Below are 20,907 nucleotides of genomic sequence, written 5' to 3'. Positions count from 1 at the left end.
ACATGCCCAGACTCCAGCCCTCAAACCGCCCCCGGCGACCGGGAGGGCGAGCCGGCAGCTCCGCCGGTGGCCTGCGGCGCTACCGGCTGCGCAAAAGGAGCAGGGCGATGTCGTCGGCGCGGGTGTGTTGCAGACCGGCGTGGTGGAGGAGGCTCTCGGCCAGGGCGTCGAGCGGCCGGTCGCCGTTCCTGGTGAGCCGGTCGGCGAGGTCGGTGATGGAGTCGGTGATGTCGGTGTCAGGGGTTTCCACGAGGCCGTCCGTGTAGAGGGCGAGGAGGGATCCTGCGGGCAGGGGGGCGGTGGCGACGGGGTAGTCGGCTTCGCTGCACATCCTGATGCCGAGCAAGGGGCCCGGCTCCACTTCCAGTGCCTGGGTGTGCGGTGCGGGGGCGGGATTGCGGAGCAGTGCGGGCAGGTGTCCGGCGCTGGCCAGGTGGAGGCGTCGCTCGGCAAGGTCGATGTGGATGTACAGGCAGGACACGAACAGGTCGGTTTCGAGATCCATCAGTACGCGGTTGGTGCGGGCCAGTACTTCGCCGGGCAGGGCGCCGGCGGTGGCGTGGACGGCGGTGCGGACCTGGCCCATGAGGGCGGCGGCGTTGATGTTGTGCCCTTGTACGTCACCGATGACCGCGGCGGCGGCGGTGTCGCTGAGACGGATCAGGTCGTAGAAGTCACCGCCGATGTCGATGCCGTGGGCGGCCGGCAGATAGCGGGCGGCGACGGTGAGGTGGGGGATGAGGGGCAGGGTCACCGGCAGGAGCGCCTCCTGCAGGCCGTGGGCGAGGTCGTGCTTGGCGTCGTACAACAGCGCTCGGTCCATGGCCTGGGCGATGAGCCCGGCCAACGACACCATGACGGCGCGGTCGCTCGCGCTGAAGGGGTGCGGGTGGTCATAGGTCAGGACGCAGCAGCCGACGCGGCGCTCGGAGACCAGCAGGGGCAGGAACGCCCACGCCCGTTTACCGCTGAGGGCGGGTGCCCGCGGGTGGGCGCGGGCCATTTCGGCGGGATCGGCGAAGAAGGCCGCGACACCGCTTTGCAGGACATGGCCGGCAGGAGTGAGGTCGGTGTCCAGGGGCAGGCCGTCCAAGGCCGCGACGGCGCGCGGATCGTAGCCCCGGTGCCCGATGATTCTCAGCCGTCCGGCCTCGGCGGCGGAGATGACCATGCCCTGGGCGCCGAAGGCGGGCAGGATCTGGTCGGCGACCATGTCGATGACGTCGGCCACGGTGACGGTCTGGCTCAGGGCCGCCGCCAAGTGGATCAGCTGGTGGATCCGTCCCCTGCCGACCGACTCCGGTGAGGCGCCCAGATCCGGGGAGACGTGGGGTGGCGAGGCGTCGGCCGGCTGCCTGCGGAGGCTGGGGGAGATGAGGGCGCTGATGCCGCTGTCGTCGGGGTAGAGGCGGAAGTCGAGCCAGCGGTCGGGCGGCCGCAGCGCGGTGTAGGCGACGGCCTCGCGGCTGAAGACGGCGGCGCGGTAGTGATCCTCGTGGACCGGGTCGTCGAGCCAGGGCACCGCCTGCCACGGCTGGGCACCCAGGAGGCTGTCGGCGCTGCGGCCGAGCAGTCGTGCGGCCGCGTCGTTGAGGTAGGTGATGCGCCCCTGCAGATCGATGCCGAGGGCTCCGACGGGCAGTCGCTGCAGCAGGTCGATGGCGGCGAGCCCGGCCTGTGCCTGGTCCGGACCGGGGTGGAGCAGGGGCACGGCACGCGGCCGATCGGGAATGCTCCATGGAGCGGGCGCCCGGTCCAGCACTCGGGTGATGCGGTTTGCGCTGGACAGGATGTGCCCGCGTTCCCGTCGGGTCAGCGAGGGCGGGCGGCTCTTGGGCCACACCAGGACCAGCACCCCCCACCGGCGGACGCCGTGCAGGGGGGCGAAGGCCAGTGCGAACTGGTACGGCAGACCTGCGGCCGCGTGGGGGTACATGCGCGCCATGTCCTCCTGGCGCCCCACCCATACGAGGCGGTCCTCCCGCACCGCTTCCGACAGCGGGCCGACAGCCGACACCGTCACCCGCCACCATGGGGCCACCGCCCGCGCCGGCAGGCCGCACAGCGCCGTCAGGCACAGCACCGGCTCGTCCGGCGAGAGCAGGTACACGCCGGCGGCCAAGGCCCCCGTGCGCTGCACCGTGCCCCTGAGTGCCTGGTCCAGAGACACCTCGCCGTCAGACGCGATGCTGTCATCAGTCACATATAAGACATTAAGCGGCAAAAGCGATACGGGGTGCTGGTGGCCCCCGGCTTCCCCGCTTTCATGGACGGACGCGGCCCGCCGGGCGCGGTGGAGCTGAACGGACCGGGGCAGGCGCCGGCGGCGCACGGTCAGGACCGTCGGCAGGTGGCGCCGCAGGGCCGCCCGGGCCGCATTGGCACCCGGCGCGCCGTGCACACCCCCGCCGGGGTGCGCCGACGCCGACGCGAGGAAGAGCCCCCTTGACCGGCGTTTCGGGGCGTCCGTTGCCCGGGACTGGCCGCAAGACGAGCTGCTGGTGCAGGGCGGCCGCGACGCCGTTGAGGGCGCCGCCGCTCAGGTTGGCGTCCGTCGCCTCCAAGTTGGGAGGAGCCAGGACCCTCCGGCGCGGGGCGCGGGTGCGAGTCCCGTGGCGATCCGGGCGGCGTAGGCGGTCAGGCCGTCGATGCCGGCGGCCCAAAGCACGGTGCCGGCCGTCGCCGCCTGCGGGGCCGCCCACGGCACCCGGGGACTCCAGTGCCCAGTCCACCTTGAACGTGGCGAAGTCCCACTGGAAGCGCTGCAGGTCCTTCAGGACGCGGTCGGGCAGGTGCTCCTCGCCGACCAGGGAGCCGTACGGCGCAGGGGCCGACACGTCGGCCAGGACCGGCTCCTGCCCGGCGGGTGCGCTGTCCGTCCGGCCGCACCGCGTGATCTTGGACCGGACGAAGCAGGATGGGGTTTGAGGCGCCGCGAAGCGGAAAGCCTCCCTTCTGTGCCGCGGTTCCGCACTCATGCGGAGGGAGACCGAGGCCCTGAGCCTTCACGGACGGGTCCGCTGCGGCACACCAGAGCCACCCGCGAGGAGCGGGGTTACCGGGTGACGTCCCCTGCAACGGTTCCAGGAGAAGGCGGCGCCGACGTCTCGCAAGTGTGGTGGCCCGCTCAGCCCGGACGTGAGCGCAAGGGGAGGCTCTCAGGGTGACGCTGCGACCGCCGGTGGATCCCATGCTGGCGCAGGCCGTGGAGTCGGTGCCGGGCCCTGGCGTGCTGGGCGAGCTGGCTTTCGAGCAGAAGTTCGACGGATACCGGGCGCTGCTGTTCACTCCCACCGGGGCGGGCGGACCGCTCGTCCAGACCCGGCGTGGGAGGCTTGTCCAGGACCGCTTCCCGGACCTCACCGCCGCCGCCGAGCAGTTGCCCGGCGGCTTGGTCCTCGACGGGGAACTCGTCGTCTGGAACATGGACACGGGAGAGCTGTCCTTCGAGGGGCTGCAACGCCGGGCCGCCGCCCGCGGCCGCACCGCACGGGAGCTCGCCCGGCCCATGCCCGCGTTCTTCATCGCCTTCGACATCCTCCAGCAAGACGGAAAGGAGCTCCTGCACGTTCCCTACCGGAGACGCCGCCTGCGCCTGGAAGCCCTCTTCGACACCCACAGGCTGAAGGCCCCGTGGACCCTGTGCCCGATGACCACGGATTTGATCAAAGCGCAGAAGTGGCTGGAGTCCTGCACCGACGTCGCCGGGATGGACGGCATCGTCGTCAAGGCCATGGACCACCCCTACCGGACCGGATACAGAGGCTGGTACAAACTTAGACGCCGGGATACCACCGAAGCCGTCATCGGAGCCATCACCGGCACCCTGATCCGGCCCCGGTTCCTCCTCCTGGGCCGCCACGATGCCCGCGGCCACCTCCATTCCGTAGGCCGCACCGCTCCACTGCGCCCCGAAGCAGCCCGCCTGGTCGGCGGGAACCTGACCGCGGCCGGGCCGGAGCACCCGTGGACCGGCATGCGGTTCACCTCCGCATGGGGCAGCCGGGACCTCTTGGCGGTGACTCTGGTCCGCCCGGAGCTGGTCGCGGAGATCAGCGCCGACACCGCCGTCGACCGAGGCGGTGTTTACCGGCACCCGGTCCGCTTCAAACGGCTGCGCTTGGAGGCGACGGTCGGGGATGTTCCGCTGTTCCGGGCGCCGGGCCAGGCCGCGGCGGCCGGCTGAGGGGCACGTGGCCGGTCACTCGCCGGCCTCCCGCAGCCGACCCGCCGACGTGTTGCGCGCGGGGCGGCTCTGTCTCCGCTCGGGCGGCCTGCTCGACAGTGATCGCGGAGCGCAGGCTGCCGTGGGAGTAGCGGACCGTTGAGCCTGGACGGCGACGGTCGCACTGACGGCGGAGGGAGCTTCAGTGCCGCACATCGCAACGATCGGCGTATACGGCTTCACGGCCGGAGCGTTCCTGGAGAAGCTCGCCGGCGTGGGCGCAGGCCTGCTTCTCGACCTTCGCCAGCGCCGCGGCGTTCGGGGCCCCGACTACTCCTGGGCGAACTCGGCGCGGCTGCAGCACGCGCTCGCGGCGGCGGACATCGAATACCGGCACGTGAAGGAGCTGGCGCCGACGACGGAACTGCGCCGGCTCCAGTACCGCGAGGACGACCGCCAGGGCGTGGGCAAGCGCAATCGCATCGCGCTGGCGCCCGAGTACGCGCAGCGCTACACCCGTGAAATCCTCGACCCCTTCGACCTCGACAGGCTGGTGGCCGAGCTTCCGAGCGGCTCGGTCACCGTCCTCTTCTGCGTCGAGCGCGATCCGGAGGCGTGCCACCGCTCGCTCGTGGCCGAGCGCCTGCGCTTCGAGCACGGCCTGCCGGTCACCGACATCCGCCCGGGCTGACCCCCGGGTCCCTCCACGCCGTGGACAGGTGCGGCACTGCCGTCAGACCGCGTACCCCGTCGGCTCGTGATGCCTCGTCGACGACCTCCATCCGGCCGACGGGCCACCCGGAACCCCCGACTCGGGCCCACCCCGCCACCGCGCCACCGGCGCCGTGGCAGCGCGCGAGGACCTTTCGCTGTTCACCGCCGGTTGGAAGGTGGTGGCCGCGTGCTGCACACAGCAGCCCGGGCCTGTGGGGCGAAGAGGTCAGTGTGCCCGGCGGGAGGGGTGCCATTCGACGAGCAGGATCGTCGCGTCGTCGCGCAGGTGGTGCTGGTGGTAGGTGAGGAGGCTCTGGACGAGGCGGCGCAGTGCTTCGGGGGCCTTATCGCCGGAGGCGGTGGAGCGGATGACGGTGTCGGCGAGGCGTTTTTCGCCGAAGAGGTCGCCCTCGGGGGAGCGGGCCTCGGTGATGCCGTCGCTGTACAGCAGGACTCGGTCGCCGGGTTGGAGCCGGACGTGTTCCTGCGCCGGAGGCTCGGCGGTGTGGAAGCCGTAGCCGAGGGGGAGGTGGGCCGGGCGTTCGAGGGCGTTCTGCAGCACGTGGCCGTCGCGGATGAGGAGCGGCGGTGGATGGCCGCAGTTGATCCAGGTGAAGTCCCCTTGGTCGGAGTCGAGTTCGGCGATGACGGCGGTCAGGAGCCGGTCCGGGATCCACTGGGTGAGGGTGCGGTCGATGGTGGCGACGATGTCGCGGAGGTCGCCCCCCGAGCGGCGGGTGGCGCGGCACGCTGCCAGGGCGGCGCCGCTGGCGCCGCCGGAGGCGAGGTCGTGACCCATCGCGTCGACGAGCGTCAGGTGCAGGATCGCGTCGATGAAGCTGTGGTCGAAGGCGTCGCCTCCGATGTCGTACGCCGGCTCCAGCACGGCGGAGGACGTGGCCAGGTCCGTGCCGATGGTCCGCGGCGGCAGGAACGCCCACAGCAGTTCGGCCTGCAGGGTCATCGGCCGTGTGCGTTGTCCGCGGATGAGCCGGTCGTGGTGGGTGGACTTCGACACCACCAGCAGGCTGGCCAGGCTCGCCAGTGCGCGGCCGGCCTCCCGCAGGCCGGATGGGGTGCCGGTCGCGGGGGTGAGGGCCTGCATGACGCCGATCCGCTCGATGCCGTCGACCATGGGGAACCAGGTCGTGTCCCCGTCGCGCGTCGACTGCACTTCCTGGGTGCGGTACGCCAGACCGCCGAGGGAGCCGTCGACATCGAGGCCCTCGCGTTCCGGGGGCGTGAGGTCGGGCTGGGGCAGCGGGAGCAGCCGCTGCTGCTGCAGGTCGGCCAGGTAGAGGCGGGTCCGCGGGATTCCGAGCCGGCGGGCGGCGTCACCGATGACACCGGCCAGCTGGCGTGCGGACGCACCGTGGGAGCGCTCAAGCACCCATGCCAGAACGGGCCCCATGCCCTCCGGCGCCGCCGGCCCGGTCTCCGCCGCCGTCACAGCAGACCCGCTTGCGCCATTTCACGCTCCACGACGCGCCTCGATCCTCACGGTCCGGCCCTCTGTGTCCCATCGTGGTCCTTTCCGGCCGCCGGGGCGACCGCCACGGCGGGCCAACGGCGGGCCGTGCCCGGGGTTGGGGCTCGGGAGCGGGCGGTGCGCTGCGGGGAGGCCGTGCCGGGCGCGGCCACCGCGTGGAGCTCGTCTGCTTCCGCCGGGTGCCTGGGCGGGCGGGCGCCGGCCCGGCGGGAGTGGGCCTCCGCAGGGCAGGCCCCTTCGCGGTGAGCTCAGCGGTCGCCCGCCGCGACGACGCCTGTGTCAGGGTCCGGACGGGACGGCGGGGGTCCCGGGGCGTCGGCCGGGGCGTCCGCGGCATGGGCGGCGATGATGCCGAGGGTGAGCCGGGCCTCGGTGTGCGCCCAGGATCTCGCGGAGAGCCCGCAGGTCGTCGTCGCAGGGGTCGTCCAGGCAGTTCAGGGCGCGCAGCAGTCGCAGGGGCTGGGGCGGCCAGTTGTAGACGAGCACCGTTGCGCCGCGGCGTCGTCCGAACCGCCGCAGGGCGATCAGTGCGTGAAGTCCCGCCACGTCCATGAGCGAGACGTCGTGCAGGTCGCACGCCACGACGTCAGCGTCCCGGGGAAGGCGTGCGCACACCTCGTCGAACGTGCGTTCCGCCTGGAGGTCGGCCTCTCCCGCGAGGAGCAGGTGCACGGTGGGTCCGTACCGCCGCATGGTGGTTCTCAGGGGGCCGCTGCCGAAGGACTCCACGGCGTCTCTCACCTCCCCACGACGGGGGATCGCGAATGCTTCGATATTGGCTCCGCCCCTGCCCTCCGTACAAGCCCTTGCCGTGGGATGGTGGAGGGGATGGACCAGCCTGGTTCCGTCGCTCCGAGGCTTCGGCGCCCCGCCGTTCCGGCGGCGGTGCACGCACGCGTGATGTGTCGTCGCGGCTTTGAACGCCGGACCCGTCCGCGGCTCCCGCCGTGCTCCGGACCCCCGCGGACCCACGGGCCCCGGCTCTCCTGGGCTGCCGCCCCACAGGGGAAGCCCGATGAAGCCCCTCACCGCCCACGCGCAGTTCCTGGGCCCGCTCGCGATCGTCACCCTCTGCCCCGAGGGGTCGGCTCCGACGCCGCCGGGCGACTCGGGAATCCTCACGCGCGCCCTCGGCCTTCTGCCGCCCGGCGTACGGTTCGTGGTCCTGGACGTCGGCGGGGTGTCCGACCGCCCCACTGACGGCCTGGCGGGTCTCGCGGGTGCCTGGGGCGCCGGACGCCGCGTGTACGTGACGACGATCGGCCAACGTCGAGGTGCCGGCCCGGGGCCGGGCCCGGGAACGGCGTCCCGTGAGTGCCTGCCGTCCGCCGACGGCCCGCCCGACGTGCCCGCCATCCTGCGCGACTGCCTGGAGGGGCGAGTTCTGGAACACCGGGCCGAGGCGCATCCGGCGGGCGCGCACCGACGACGCGCACCCGTGCCCGGACGTCTGACCGGTGGCGCGGTGGGTGCGACCGGGGCCCGGCCTGGGAGAGGACGGGGTGCGGGGCTGACGGGTGGAGGTGATGGCCGTGGATTCGGTCCACCCCGAGGACAACGACCGGCCCGCCGAGTCCACCGCCGGGTTCGCCGGTCTCTTCAGCGGTGCCGTGGACGGGGTGACCGGCAAGGACGTACCCGCGGCGCTGTGCCGGGCCGGTGTGGACCTGATGGACGTGACCGGGGCCTCGGTGTCGCTTTCCGGGGAGGACGCCGACACGCGCACCCTGTGGTGGTCGAGCGACGAGGTGGCGGGGCGGTTGGCGGAGGCGCAGTACACCTTGGGTGACGGACCGTCTCTGACCTCTGTCACGCACCGGTCGCCGGTGCTCGCGGCCGACCTCACGCAGGGCGCCGACGTGGCACGTTGGCCCGTCTTCGCCCAACAGGCGATGTCTCTCGGAGTCCGCGCCGTCTTCTCCCTGCCTCTGGGTAGCAGTGCGATTGCCATCGGGAGCCTGGATCTCTACCGCGACACCACCGGCCCTCTCTCCGATCGCGACCGCTCCCTCGCGTTCCCCGCCGCCGACGCGATCACCACCGCCCTCCTGGCCCTCCAAGCTCAGGAGCCCCGGGCGGCCGGGAGCGGTCTTGCCGGCCCCTGGCTGGACGACGCCGAGACGGACCACGAGGAGGTCCACCAGGCCACCGGGATGATCATGGTTCACCTGGGGGTCGACCCGCACCACGCACTGGCCCGCCTGAGGGCCCACGCCTTCGCCAACGGACAGACCGTGACCGAGGCGGCTTTCGACGTCATCGCCGGGAGGATCAGGTTCCATCACTAGGGCCGCCCCCCGACGGGTCGGAGTACGGAACCGGTGAGACCGGCATGAACACCCGCGAGCAGCAACTCGCGGAGGCGTTCGTCGACCTCAGCGACACCCTCGCCGACGACGTCGACCCCCTCACGCTCCTGGACCGCCTCGTCCGCCACTGCGTCGACCTGACCGGGACCGACGCCGCCTGCGTCATGCTCGCCAATGCCCGGGGCTCGCTGCGCCCCGCCGCGGCCACCGAGGAGCGGACCGTCCTGACCGAGATCCTCCAGTCGGAGGCCCAGCGGGGGTCCTGCGTGGAGGCCCACACCACCGGCGCCCCCGTCCGCGCCGACGCACTGGCCGACCATGCGGAGCGCTGGCCCGCGTTCGTCGCGGTCGCACGGGCCGCCGGGTACGGGGGCGCTCACGCCCTCCCGCCGCGGGCCCGGCAGCAGACGCTGGGAGCACTGAACCTGCTCAGCGGGGCCGACCGATCACCCTCGGCTGCCGGTATCACTCCCCACGAGGCGTTCCGCCGCCTCCACGCCCATGCCGCAGGCCGGGGCCGGCGCCCCACCGGCATCGCCGAGCAGCTCGTACGACGCACCATCCGACCCGACGAGGTGCTGGCCGACGCCTCCGGGAACCGGTGACACCGGAAGCCGCCCGCCTGGCCTCCCCACCGCCGGGATGCATGACTGGACCGGACAGGAGGGGGCAGACGCACACCGGGGGGCGCTGTACGGTGCGCCCTTGGACCCAAGGCCCGCGGAGCCGATCCATGCCCCTCCTCCCGATCCTCCACCTGGAGCTGAACGGACCGGGCGCTCCGGCAGACGCCAGACGCGCGGCGCGCGACTTCGTGGCAGCGTCCGCGACCGGCGCCCCCGCGTTCTCGCCCCTCGCACTCGACGCGGCCCTGCTCGTGATCAGCGAGCTGGTCACCAACGCCGTCCGCCACACGTCCGGAGACTGCGTGCTGGAACTCCGCCGGACGTCCGACGGCGGCCTGGACGTCGACGTCAGCGACACCAGCAGCGCGGAACCCCGGCCCCGACGGCCGGCCCAGCCCGGTGAGGGCGGATGGGGATGGCACCTCGTCAACCGGCTCGGGACCGAGGTCGGCGTACGTCATCACGGTGAGCAGCGCGGCAAGACCATCCACGTACACCTGTGCCGCAGTCAGACGTTCTCAGGCGATGCCGGCCCCCTCTCGCGGTTCCTGAACCGGAACGAGCACGTGGGGATCAGTTTCGCCGTCCGCGCCGGCCATCCCCTGGCCGCGGACGGCTTCCCCCAGACGGCTCCCCTTGACGGCTCCTTTGCCCGTGTCGCGCGTTTCCCTGTCCGTCCCGTGGTCAGACGCATGTGGAGTTGTCAGGCGCTGCGCAGGCCATATCTGCATAAAGGCGCTTACTGTACGGAAAAGGTACGCCTCGTCGGCGCAAGGCTCGTCCCGGCACCGGCCTCCAGGCGTATCGGAGGGTCCGGCACTGCACGTCCGATGACCGCGACGAACGGGTGAGGGTAGATGGATGCGGAGCCGCAGTCGGGCGGATCTCGCGGGCGGGACGGGAACGCGGGCCTGCGGGAGGCCCTCCTTCGGCGGGTGCGCGGCGAAGTGCGCTTCGACGCGGGCAGCCGAGGGGCCTATGCCACCGATGGTTCGAATTACCGGCAGGTGCCGATCGGGGTCGTCGTGCCCCGTGACATCGAGGCCGGGGCCGAGGCGGTTGCGGTCTGTGCGGAATTCGGAGTCCCGGTGCTCTCGCGGGGTGGAGGGACCAGTCTGGCCGGACAGTGCACGAACGCCGGTGTGGTCATCGACTGGGCGAAGTACTGCAACAGGCTGCTCTCGGTGGATGCCGAGCGCCGGACCTGCGTGGTGGAGCCGGGCATCGTGCTGGACGAGCTCAACCGGCAGCTGTCCGGTGCCGGACTGATGTTCGGCCCGAAACCGTCCACGCACAGCCACTGCACACTCGGCGGAATGATCGGCAACAACTCCTGCGGTGCCTCCGCCCAGGCTTACGGCAAGACCGTCGACAACGTACGCCGCCTGGAGATCCTCACCTACGACGGAATGCGCTGCTGGGTGGGGCCGACCTCACGTGAGGAGTTCGACGCGATCGTGGCCGCCGGCGGCCGCCGCGCCGAGGTCTACCGCGGACTGCGGCAGATCATCGACCGCAACCTGGCCGGGGTCCGGACCCGGTTCCCCGACATCCCCCGCCGGGTGTCGGGGTACAACCTGGACTCCCTGCTGCCGGAGAAGGGCTTCGACCTGGCACGGGCACTCGTCGGCAGTGAGGGCACCCTGGTGACGGTCCTGCGTGCGGAGCTCGACCTGGTACCCGTCCCGGCGCACGAGTCCATGGTGGTGCTGGGCTATGACGACATCTGCGCTGCGGCCGACGACGTGCCGCATGTGCTCGGGCACAGCGCACCCGAGCTCTTGGAGGCGCTGGACAGCCGGATGGCGCAGCTCATGCGGGAGGAGCGGTCCCACCTCGCCTCGCTGGACCGGTTCCCCGCCGGGGAGAGCTGGCTGCTGGTGCAGTTCAGCGGTGACAGCCGTGAAGACGTCGACCGCCAGGCACGCGAACTGCTCGGCGCTCTGGGCAGGACCGAGGACGACCCGACGGTGTCCTTCTCCGACGATCCCCGCCGCGAGCAGCAGATGCTGAAGGCAAGGGAAGCAGGGCTGGGCGTGACGGCTCGGCCGCCGGACGGCCGGGAGACGTGGGAAGGCTGGGAGGACTCCGCCGTCCCCCCCGACCAACTGGGAGACTACCTGCGAGAGCTGAAGAAGCTGTTCGCCGAGTTCGGCTACGACCACCCTTCGCTGTACGGACACTTCGGTCAGGGCTGCGTACACACCCGCATCCCGTTCGAACTGAAGACCGCCGACGGCGTGGCTGCCTTCCGTGAGTTCCTGCACAGGGCGGCCGACCTGGTCTGTTCCCGTGGCGGCTCACTGTCCGGCGAACACGGTGACGGGCAGGCGCGCGGCGAGCTGCTGACCCGCATGTTCGGCTCCGCGGTGGTGGCCGCGTTCGGCGAGGTCAAGGCCCTGTTTGATCCGGACAACCGGATGAACCCGGGCAAGGTCGTCGCTGCGCACCGGGTGGATGAGGACCTGCGTCTCGGGCCGCTGTGGCGACCGCGCGGATACGACACCGAGTTCGGCTATCCGCACGACGAACGCTCCTTCACCCGGGCCGTCATGCGGTGTGTCGGCATCGGGAACTGCCGCAGTCACCAGGGCGGCGTCATGTGCCCCTCCTACCGGGCCACCGGCGAAGAGGAACACTCCACGCGCGGCCGCGCCCGGCTGCTGTTCGAGATGCTCGGCGGTCACGCCGACTCGCCGATCACCGACGGCTGGCGCTCTTCCGCGGTCAAGGACGCGCTCGACCTGTGCCTGGCTTGCAAGGGCTGCAAGTCCGACTGCCCGGTCGGCGTCGACATGGCCACCTACAAGGCCGAGTTCCTCTCCCACCACTACGCCGGCCGCCTCCGCCCGGCGGCGCACTACTCGATGGGATGGCTGCCGGTCTGGGCCAGGCTGTCCCGTCTGGCTCCTCGCCTGTTCAACGCGGCTGTGCGGGCACCGGGAATCGCGCGGATCGGCAAGCGTCTGGCCGGGGTGGCCCGGGAACGGGAGGCACCCGCCTTCGCCGAGCAGTCCTTCGTGCAGTGGTGGACCGCCCGCGGCCTGCCGGAACCCGACCCGAGCGACCCCAAGACGGTGGTGGTCTGGCCCGATACCTTCAGCAACGTCTTCCATCCGAGCGTCGCCGAGTCCGCGGTCCGCGTGCTGGAGGACGCGGGCTTCCGTGTCACCGTGCCCACCAGGGCGGTGTGCTGCGGACTCACCTGGATCTCCACCGGTCAGCTCGCCACGGCCAAACGCGTCCTTGACCGGACCTTGCAGGTGCTGCGGCCGTGGATCGAAGCGGGTACGCCCGTCGTTGGTCTGGAACCTTCGTGCACGGCCGTGTTCCGCGCGGACGCGCCGGAACTGATGCTGGACAACGAGGACGTCCAGCGGCTCGCACAGCAGTTCCACACCTTCTCGGAGTTCCTGCTCAACAAGGCGCCACACGGCTGGCAGCCCCCCGCCCTCGCCCGCGCCGCGACCGTGCAGACCCACTGCCACCAGCACGCGGTCATGAAATACGACGCCGACCGCGAACTCATGCGCCGCGCGGGGATCGACGCCGACGTCCTGGACGCCGGCTGCTGCGGTCTCGCCGGGAACTTCGGCTTCGAACGAGGCCACCATGACCTGTCCATGGCCGTCGCCGAACAAGGTGTCCTGCCCGCCGTACGGAAGGCCGCACCCGGCTCGCTTGTGATCGCCGACGGTTTCAGCTGCCGCACCCAGATCGAACAGGCCGACACCGGGCGCGGGGCGATGCACCTGGCCGAGGCGCTCGCCCTCGGCCTCGACGGACCGGCCCCGGCCGAACATCCCGAAAGGCTCGTCCAACGCCCCGAACCGCCGCAACGGCACGCCCGGTTCGTCAGCGCGGCAGTCGTCACCGCTCTCGCTGCCGCCGCGGCGACCGCCTACAGGCGGTTCCGCATCCGACGAGGCTGACGAGCCAGCACTCTGACACCCCCACCCGTCAAGAGAAGGAGCCCCATGTCGACCAAGGTTTCCGACTACGTCCTGCAGCGGCTGCGCGAGTGGGATGTCGAGCGGGTGTTCGCCTACGCGGGCGACGGTATCAACGGCCTGCTGGCCGCCTGGGGGCGCGCCGACAACGAACCGCGGTTCATCCAGGCCCGCCACGAGGAGATGGCGGCCTTCGAAGCGGTCGGCTACGCGAAGTTCTCCGGCAAGATCGGCGTCTGCGCGGCCACCTCCGGCCCCGGAGCCATCCACCTGCTGAACGGCCTGTACGACGCGAAACTCGACCACGTGCCCGTCGTCGCGATCGTCGGACAGACCAACCGCAGCGCCATGGGTGGCTCCTACCAGCAAGAGGTGGACCTGCTGAGCCTCTACAAGGACGTTGCCTCCGAGTTCTGCGAGATGGTGACCGTCCCGGAGCAACTGCCGAACGTCATCGACCGGGCGATGCGCACCGCGTACGCCAAGCGGACCGTCACCGCCGTCATCATCCCGGCCGATGTGCAGGAGCTCGACTACACGCCGCCCACCCACGCCTTCAAGATGGTCCCCTCCAGCCTCGGCATGTCCTCTTACGCACCCGTACCCGCCAGTGCCGACATCGAGCGCGCAGCCGACGTCCTGAACGCGGGGGAGAAGGTCGCCATCTTGATCGGGCAGGGCGCGCGCGGCGCACGTCCCGAGGTGGAAGAGGCGGCGGACGTGCTCGGCGCGGGGGTCGCGAAGGCGCTGCTCGGCAAGGACGCCCTGCCCGATGACCTGCCGTACGTCACGGGCTCCATCGGACTGCTGGGCACCCGGCCCTCCTACGAGCTCATGCAGGACTGCGACACGCTTCTCGTCATCGGCTCCAGCTTCCCCTACACCCAGTTCCTGCCCGAACTGGATCAGGCACGCGCAGTCCAGATCGACATCGACCCCTTCATGGTCGGGCTGCGCTACCCCTTCGAGGTCAACCTCGTCGGCGACGCCTCTGCCACCCTCAAGGCTCTGCTGCCGCTCCTGAAAAGGAAGAAGCACGGGGACTGGCGCAAGAAGATCGAGAAGGACGCCGCCCGCTGGTGGGAGGTCATGGAGCGGCGGGCGGCCGTCGACGCCGACCCGATCAACCCCGAGTACGTCGTGCACGCGTTGGACGCTCTGCTGCCGGACGACGTGATGCTCGCCGCCGATTCCGGTTCGGCCGCCAACTGGTATGCACGGCACGTGCGGATGCGTGGCCGGATGCGCGGCTCGCTCTCCGGGACGCTGGCCACCATGGGGCCGGGCGTGCCCTATGTGATCGGCGCGAAGTTCGCCCACCCCGACCGCCCCGCGATCGCGATCGTCGGGGACGGCGCCATGCAGATGAACGGCATGGCCGAACTCATCACCGCTGCCAAGTACTGGCCCGAGTGGCAGGACCCGCGGCTGATCGTCGCCGTCCTGAACAACCAGGACCTCAACCAGGTCACCTGGGAGATGCGCGCCATGTCCGGCGCCCCGCAGTTCCTGCCCTCCCAGGCGATCCCGGACGTGCCTTACGCCGATTTCGCCCGGTCCATCGGCCTGGGCGGCGTACGGGTCGAGAAGCCCGACCAGGTCGAAGCGGCCTGGCGGCAGGCGCTCGCGGCCGACCGCCCCTTCGTGATCGACTTCCGCACCGATCCGGCCGTACCGCCCATCCCCCCGCACGCCACGCGCGAGCAGGCCGAGGCCGTGGTGTCCTCCATCGTCAAGGGGGACAGCGACCGCGGCGGAATGATCAAGCAGGGGATCAAGGCGAAGGTGCAGGAGTTCCTCCCCGGACGCCACGGCGACGACGCCCCGGGCACGCAGGAAGAGAAGTGACTCCACCCGCCCCGTCGGGGACGGAGCCCGTGGTAGACGCGGTCGAGGGTGCCGCGTACACCATCCCCACCGAGACCCCGGAGGGCGATGGGACGCTGACGTGGCGGTCCACCACCCTGGTGCTCGTCCGCGTGCGGTCGGGCGACACCACGGGCCTGGGCTGGACCTATGGCGCGGCCGCTACCGCCCGGGTGGTCGAGCAGCAACTCGCCGGCGTCGTGACCGGCCGGAGCGCCTGGGACGTCCCGGCCCTCAACGAGGCCATGAGCCGGGCGGTACGCAACGCCGGCCGGCCCGGGCTGGTCGCCGGGGCGCTCTCGGCCGTCGACATCGCCTTGTGGGACCTCAAGGCCCGCCTGCTGGGCCTCCCCCTCGTCCGCCTGCTCGGAGCCGCCCGCGATGACGTGCCCGTCTACGGCAGCGGCGGCTTCACCACGTACGACGACGCACAGCAGGACCGACAGCTGCGCACATGGGTGGAGGAACAGGGCATCCCCAGAGTCAAGATCAAAATCGGAGAGTCGTGGGGCCGTGCCGAGCTGCGCGACCGCGACCGGATCGCCCGCGCCCGCCAGAGCATCGGACCGCGGACGGAACTGTACGTGGACGCCAATGGCGCCTACACCCGCAAACAGGCGGTCCGGCTCGACGGATTCCTCACGGAGCAGGGAGTCACCTGGTTCGAGGAGCCCGTCTCCTCCGACGACCTGACGGGGCTGGCGCAGATCCGGGCTGCGGTCACCGCCGACGTGGCCGCCGGCGAGTACGGGTACTCCCTGCCCTACTTCCGGCACCTGCTCGACGCCGGCGCCGTGGACTGCCCACAGGCCGATGCGACCCGGTGCGGAGGCATCACCGTGTGGCTGCGCGCCGCTGCCCTCGCGGAAGCAGCCGGCATGGACATCTCCGGCCACTGTGCCCCCCACGTCCACGCCCACGTGGCCGCCGCCGTGCCCAACCTCCGCCACTTGGAATGGTTCCACGACCATGTACGCATCGAGCGGCTCCTGTTCGACGGCGTCCTCGACCCGACGTGCGGTGTGATCAACCCGGGGGCCGCAGGCGCCCCCGGCCTGGGCCTCACCTTCCGCGCAGAACTCGCCGAACGCCATCGGGTCTGACCCCGGCAACCCGCCCCCGACCGGAACGGAAAGCGTGTGACCCCTTCGCACGTATCGCAGCCCGATATGCCCCCGCCGCACGTTCTGCGGGAGTACGCGCTGATCGCCGACGGCGAGCGCGGGGCCCTCATCGGCCCGCGGGGGGACATCGTTTGGCTGTGCGCCCCACGCTGGGACTCCGGTGCCCTCTTCTCCTCCCTCATCGGTGGACCCGGCCACTACACGGTCAGCCCGCGAGGCCGATTCGTATGGGGCGGCTACTACGAGGAGGGCACGCTGATCTGGCGCAACCGCTGGATCACCGAAAACGGCATCGTGGAGAGCCGGGAGGCTCTCGCCTTCCCCGGCGACCCGCGCCGCGCCGTGCTGCTGCGCCGGATCACCGCCGTCGAGGGCGACGCCGACCTCACGGTCCACCTGGATCCGCACGCCGACTTCGGCTCCAGCGGCCCCCGGGAGGTGCGGCGCGACGGCGACGGCACCTGGAACGGTCGCAGCGGTGCGCTGAGGTGGCGCTGGACCGGGGCGGCCGCCGCCCGTCCCCGCGACCACGCCCGCGACGTCACCGGCCTGGTCATGGACCTGCGGCTGAACCCCGGGGACTGCCACGACCTGATCCTCGAACTGAGCGAAGGGCCGCCGGCCGGGAAGCCGGACGCCTCCCGCGCGTGGAGCGCCACGGAGGACGCATGGCACCGCGAGGTCCCCGCCCTGGGAAACAACCTCGCACCCAGAGACTCCCGACACGCCTACACGGTGCTGCGCGGGCTGACCGGTTCCACGGGTGGCATGGTCGCTGCCGCCACGACCAGCCTGCCCGAGCGCGCGGAGGCGGGCCGCAACTACGACTACCGGTACGTGTGGATCCGCGACCAGTGCTACAGCGGTCAGGCCGTGGCCGCCGCAGGGCCCCATCCGCTGCTCGACGATGCGGTGCGGTTCGTCTCCGCGCGCCTGCACCAGGACGGCCCCCGGATGGCCCCCGCCTACACGGTCACGGGCGACCCGGTTCCCGACCAGAGAACGCTGGGCTTGAAGGGCTACCCGGGCGGCTACGACCGGATCGGCAACTGGGTCAACCGGCAGTTCCAGCTCGACGTGTTCGGTGAAGCCCTGTGCCTTTTCGCCGCCGCCCACCGTCATGGCCGGCTGGACGCCGAGGGCTGGCGGGCGGCAGAGATCGCCGCTGACGTCATCGCCCGGCGCCGGCACGAGCCCGACGCCGGCGTCTGGGAACTCGACGACCGCGCCTGGACCCACAGCCGGCTCAGCTGCGCCGCCGGGCTGCGCTCCCTCGCCCCGGCCGCTCCCAGGGGACGCGCGCGCTCCTGGACGGACCTCGCGGACTCGCTCGTCTCCGAGACCGCGGCCACGAGCACTCACCCCAGTGGCCGGTGGCAGCGCTCCCCGCAGGACCCCCGGCTGGACGCCGCACTGCTGATGCCCCCGCTGCGCGGCGCCCTGCCGGCCGAGGACCCGAGAACGCAACGGACCCTGCACGCCTACACCCGGGAACTGACCCGCGACCACTACGCCTACCGCTTCCGCCATGACGAACGCCCCTTGGAAGAGGCCGAGGGCGCCTTCCTCCTGTGCGGATACCTGATGGCCCTGGCCGAGCACCAGCAGGGCCACCAGGAGGAGGCGTTGCGCTGGTTCGAACGCAACCGCGCCGCATGCGGCCCCCCGGGCCTCTACACCGAGGAATACGACATCGGCCAACGCCAGCTGCGCGGCAACCTGCCACAAGCCTTCGTCCACGCCCTGATGCTTGAGACCGCCACCCGGCTCACCACCGCGGCCGCTGCCGCCCCCGCGCTCTGAAGGGAAGATCACGTGCCAGAGACAGTCGTCATCACCGGCGCCAGCGCGGGAATCGGCCGGGCCACCGCCCGGGCGTTCGCCGCCCGAGGCGCCAACGTCGCCCTCCTCGCCCGCGGTCGGGCAGGCCTGGACGCCGCCGCCCAGGAGGTCGAGCGGGCCGGCGGCCACGCCCTGACCCTGCCCACCGACATGGCCGACCACCGGCAGGTCGAAGCGGCCGCCGATTCCGCGGTCGCGACGTTCGGGCGGGTCGACGTATGGGTCAACTGCGCCTTCGCCTCGGTCTTCGCGCCGTTCACCGAGATCACACCCGAGGAGTACGCGCGTGCCACCCAGGTGACCTACTTCGGCTTCGTCAACGGCACCCGCGCGGCACTCGCGCACATGCTGCCCCGCGACCGGGGCACGATCGTGCAGGTCGGCTCCGCCCTCGGCGCGCGCTCGGTCCCCCTGCAATCCGTCTACTGCGGCGCCAAACACGCCGTCAACGGCTTCACCTCCTCCGTGCGCACGGAACTCATGCACCAGGGCAGCAACGTGCGCGTCACCGTCGTCCAGATGCCGGCCGTCAACACCCCGCAGTTCTCCTGGGTGCTCTCCCGCCTCTCCAAGAAACCGCAGCCGGTGCCGCCGATCTACCAACCGGAAATCGCGGCGCGTGCCGTCCTGTACGCAGCCGACCACCCCGGGCGCAAGCAGTACTACGTCGGCGCCAGCACCGCCGCGACGATCCTGGCCGACAAGATCGCCCCTGGCCTCCTCGACCGCTACCTCGCACGCACCGGCTACGCCTCGCAGCAGACCGACCAGCCCGACCACCACCAAAACCGCCACAACCTGTGGGAGCCCGTGGACGACGAGCAGGACCACGGCGCCCACGGAGCCTTCGATGAGCTGGCCCACGCCCGCGCCCCCCAGCTGTGGCTGTCCCACCACCCGGCCCTCGCGGCATCCCTCCTCGCGGGAGCCACGCTCGCCGGTGCCTGGGCATGCAGGCGGATGACCGGGTGCGCCGGCAGCGCCTGACGGCGGGGTTCCCGTCGCCGGCTCAGTCTCCCGTGGCCGGGGTTCTGGGCAGGGACACCGCTGCGGCGAGGCCGGCGAGGCCCAGGGCGGCGAGGGTGATCATGGCCGCGGCGTAGGCGCTGGTGGTGAGCTCGGCGACGAGGATCGTGCCGGCGACGGCGGTGCCCAGTGAGGAGCCGAGGTTCGACACGCTGCGGGACAGGCCCGAGATCTCGCCCTGCCGCTCCTCGGGGAAGCTCGATTGGACGACGTTGACCGACGGGGTCAGCATCAGGCCCAGGCCCAGTCCGAGCAGGAGGAGTCCGGGGGCGAAGGCCCAGGCGCTCGGGAAGCTGTTGACCATGGCGATCAGGACGATGACGCCGGCGATCGTGACGGCGAATCCCGCCGTGATGAGGGTGCGCTGCGGCCGTCGCCTCGCGAGGCGTTCCGCGGCCAGGGAGGTGGTGAGCAGGCCGAGGGTGGCCGCGGTGAAGATGACGCCGGTCTCGATGGCGTCGTAGCCGCGTACGACCTGGAGGTAGGCCGCCACCGTGAACGAGGACCCCATGAGCAGCAGCCACTGGATGTTCTGGGTGACGAGGCCCAGGTTGGAGGTGCGGTCGCGGAACAGGCTGGTGGACAGCAGCGGTTCCCTGCCCGCCGCCTCGCGGGCGCGTACGTGGCGGAAGAACCACAGCAGTGTGAGTGCGCCGAGGACGAGCAGGCCGATCATCAGCCAGACGTTGTTGTCGGCGGCCAGGATGCCCATCACGAGGAGGACGAGGCCTACGGCCGACAGGACGGCTCCGACCGTGTCGAAGGGGCGTGCCGGATCCGGTGGCAGGGGGTCTTCGAGGTGGCGGCTGAGCACGATGATCAACATGATGACCAGGGCCTGGAACACGAAGGCGGCCCGCCAGCCGAGCCACGAGGTGATGAGCCCGCCGATCAACGGTCCTGCCGCGGCGCCGATGCCGCCGAGCGCCATGATCGCCCCGAATGCGCGGGCCCGGGAGGCCGTGTCCGTGAAGAGGAGCGTGGTGAGGATGTACACGGGCGGGATGAGCAGGGCCGTGCCGACACCTTCGAGGATCGAGTTGCCGAGGATGAGGACGCCCAGGCCGGGGGCGGCGGCACTCAGCAGGGCGCCGATCCCGTACACGACGAGGCCGGCCAGGAAGCAGCGTTTGCGGCCGTAGCGGTCGGTCAGCTTGCCGCCGGGGATCATCAGCGCGGCCATGACGAGCAGGAAGATCGTGATCGCGATCTGCACGCCCTGCACCGTGGTGTCGAGGTCCTCACTGATGTCGTTGATCATCACGTTCATGTTCGAGCCGGCGAAGCTGCAGATGAACTGCGCGAGTGCGAGCGGGGCGAGGACCCGTCGCTGTGCCGCCGACGGACGTGTGGACGTACCTGCGTCAGCCACCGGCTACGCCTCCCCGTCCGGGGGCCGCGCGGCGGCGGTGCCGATCCGGGCGGCGGTGGGGGTCCGCTCGCCGCGGTCGGCCATGCCCGGGTAGTGGTTCACGAGCCCTCCTGCGCCCAGCCCAATGCCCTGCTCCGGTCGTGCCCCCACGCTCACAGGGTGCGACGATCCGCGGCACGGCGCATGCGGAGGCGTCGTGGCCCCGTGAAATCGCTCGCGCCGGTTCCCGGGCCCGGAGGGGCGGACGGGTGAAACCGCCGCGCGGCGTTGCCGCCGTTCGGGGCTCGAACGGGGATGGTTGTCCCTCGGCAGGGGTGGCGAGGCGACAGGAGGTACCGATGATCACGGTCGCGGGGGTGAGCAGGGCTACCCCCTGGGACAGGCCGGAGATCGGGGCGCCGCTCCGGTACGGGCCGGCAGACGC

General features: G+C 71.7%; 14 protein-coding genes and 1 pseudogene. 10 read left to right on the top strand and 5 right to left on the bottom strand.

Annotated features, from left to right (window positions below; all coding sequences use genetic code 11):
• Window positions 1-79 precede the first annotated feature (79 nt).
• A complete protein-coding gene (locus ACIBAD_RS16345) occupies window positions 80-2,203 on the bottom strand; it encodes a SpoIIE family protein phosphatase (protein ID WP_398907367.1) in 2,124 nt (707 codons plus the stop codon).
• Between the two features lie 111 nt (window positions 2,204-2,314).
• Window positions 2,315-2,891: pseudogene (locus ACIBAD_RS16340) on the bottom strand (NAD(P)/FAD-dependent oxidoreductase); the annotation flags it as partial.
• A 272-nt stretch (window positions 2,892-3,163) separates the two neighbouring features.
• Between ACIBAD_RS16340 and ACIBAD_RS16335 the strand changes: the two are divergent.
• A complete protein-coding gene (locus ACIBAD_RS16335) occupies window positions 3,164-4,186 on the top strand; it encodes an ATP-dependent DNA ligase (protein ID WP_398907275.1) in 1,023 nt (340 codons plus the stop codon).
• 184 nt (window positions 4,187-4,370) lie between these two features.
• Window positions 4,371-4,856, top strand: coding sequence for a DUF488 domain-containing protein (locus ACIBAD_RS16330; RefSeq protein WP_398907273.1), 486 nt, complete (start codon window positions 4,371-4,373; stop codon window positions 4,854-4,856).
• Window positions 4,857-5,105: 249 nt separating this feature from the next.
• Here the strand turns inward: ACIBAD_RS16330 and ACIBAD_RS16325 are convergent, their stop codons facing one another.
• Together ACIBAD_RS16325 and ACIBAD_RS16320 are read right to left on the bottom strand one after the other, a co-directional pair.
• Window positions 5,106-6,290, bottom strand: coding sequence for a PP2C family protein-serine/threonine phosphatase (locus tag ACIBAD_RS16325; RefSeq protein WP_398907271.1), 1,185 nt, complete (start codon window positions 6,288-6,290; stop codon window positions 5,106-5,108).
• Window positions 6,291-6,647: 357 nt separating this feature from the next.
• On the bottom strand, window positions 6,648-7,109 hold the full coding sequence (locus ACIBAD_RS16320) for an STAS domain-containing protein (protein WP_166682010.1): 462 nt from the start codon (window positions 7,107-7,109) through the stop codon (window positions 6,648-6,650).
• A 785-nt stretch (window positions 7,110-7,894) separates the two neighbouring features.
• Here ACIBAD_RS16320 and ACIBAD_RS16315 point away from each other — a divergent pair.
• The 8 genes from ACIBAD_RS16315 (at window position 7,895) to ACIBAD_RS16280 (ending at window position 19,072) form a co-directional block, all read left to right on the top strand.
• Window positions 7,895-8,656: a GAF and ANTAR domain-containing protein gene (locus ACIBAD_RS16315; protein ID WP_398907269.1), complete on the top strand. Its 762-nt coding sequence runs from the start codon at window positions 7,895-7,897 to the stop codon at window positions 8,654-8,656.
• A gap of 44 nt (window positions 8,657-8,700) precedes the next feature.
• Window positions 8,701-9,282, top strand: coding sequence for a GAF domain-containing protein (locus tag ACIBAD_RS16310; protein WP_134069434.1), 582 nt, complete (start codon window positions 8,701-8,703; stop codon window positions 9,280-9,282).
• 128 nt (window positions 9,283-9,410) lie between these two features.
• Window positions 9,411-10,154, top strand: coding sequence for an ATP-binding protein (locus ACIBAD_RS16305; RefSeq protein WP_398907266.1), 744 nt, complete (start codon window positions 9,411-9,413; stop codon window positions 10,152-10,154).
• Between the two features lie 6 nt (window positions 10,155-10,160).
• Window positions 10,161-13,235 (top strand): FAD-binding and (Fe-S)-binding domain-containing protein, encoded by a 3,075-nt coding sequence (locus ACIBAD_RS16300; RefSeq protein ID WP_398907264.1) that lies wholly within the window; start codon window positions 10,161-10,163, stop codon window positions 13,233-13,235.
• Window positions 13,236-13,280: 45 nt separating this feature from the next.
• Window positions 13,281-15,101: a thiamine pyrophosphate-requiring protein gene (locus ACIBAD_RS16295; protein ID WP_398907262.1), complete on the top strand. Its 1,821-nt coding sequence runs from the start codon at window positions 13,281-13,283 to the stop codon at window positions 15,099-15,101.
• Between the two features lie 29 nt (window positions 15,102-15,130).
• The gene (locus ACIBAD_RS16290) at window positions 15,131-16,222 is read left to right on the top strand and encodes an enolase C-terminal domain-like protein (RefSeq protein WP_398907260.1); all 1,092 of its coding nucleotides are present in this window, start codon (window positions 15,131-15,133) and stop codon (window positions 16,220-16,222) included.
• Between the two features lie 66 nt (window positions 16,223-16,288).
• Entirely contained in the window at window positions 16,289-18,046 is a 1,758-nt protein-coding gene (locus ACIBAD_RS16285; protein WP_398907258.1) for a glycoside hydrolase family 15 protein, read from the top strand.
• Window positions 18,047-18,058: 12 nt separating this feature from the next.
• A complete protein-coding gene (locus tag ACIBAD_RS16280; protein WP_398907256.1) occupies window positions 18,059-19,072 on the top strand; it encodes an SDR family oxidoreductase in 1,014 nt (337 codons plus the stop codon).
• Window positions 19,073-19,094: 22 nt separating this feature from the next.
• On the opposite strand, the gene ACIBAD_RS16275 is transcribed toward ACIBAD_RS16280, so the two are convergent.
• Window positions 19,095-20,483 carry an MFS transporter gene (locus ACIBAD_RS16275; RefSeq protein ID WP_134069424.1) on the bottom strand — a complete coding sequence of 463 codons (1,389 nt, stop codon included), beginning with the start codon at window positions 20,481-20,483 and terminating at the stop codon, window positions 19,095-19,097.
• Window positions 20,484-20,907: the final 424 nt, after the last annotated feature.

The sequence above is a fragment of the Streptomyces sp. NPDC051109 genome, from assembly GCF_044455885.1.
Classification (GTDB): domain Bacteria; phylum Actinomycetota; class Actinomycetes; order Streptomycetales; family Streptomycetaceae; genus Streptomyces.
This window is presented reverse-complemented; position numbering and strand designations above follow the sequence as displayed.

Excerpts from the sequence above, each read along its gene's own strand:
- ACIBAD_RS16325 (WP_398907271.1), bottom strand. The coding sequence starts at position 6,290 with ATGGGGCCCGTTCTGGCATGGGTGCTTGAGCGCTCCCACGGTGCGTCC.
- ACIBAD_RS16315 (WP_398907269.1), top strand. The coding sequence starts at position 7,895 with ATGGCCGTGGATTCGGTCCACCCCGAGGACAACGACCGGCCCGCCGAG.
- ACIBAD_RS16310 (WP_134069434.1), top strand. The coding sequence starts at position 8,701 with ATGAACACCCGCGAGCAGCAACTCGCGGAGGCGTTCGTCGACCTCAGC.
- ACIBAD_RS16305 (WP_398907266.1), top strand. The coding sequence starts at position 9,411 with ATGCCCCTCCTCCCGATCCTCCACCTGGAGCTGAACGGACCGGGCGCT.
- ACIBAD_RS16300 (WP_398907264.1), top strand. The coding sequence starts at position 10,161 with ATGGATGCGGAGCCGCAGTCGGGCGGATCTCGCGGGCGGGACGGGAAC.
- ACIBAD_RS16295 (WP_398907262.1), top strand. The coding sequence starts at position 13,281 with ATGTCGACCAAGGTTTCCGACTACGTCCTGCAGCGGCTGCGCGAGTGG.
- ACIBAD_RS16285 (WP_398907258.1), top strand. The coding sequence starts at position 16,289 with ATGCCCCCGCCGCACGTTCTGCGGGAGTACGCGCTGATCGCCGACGGC.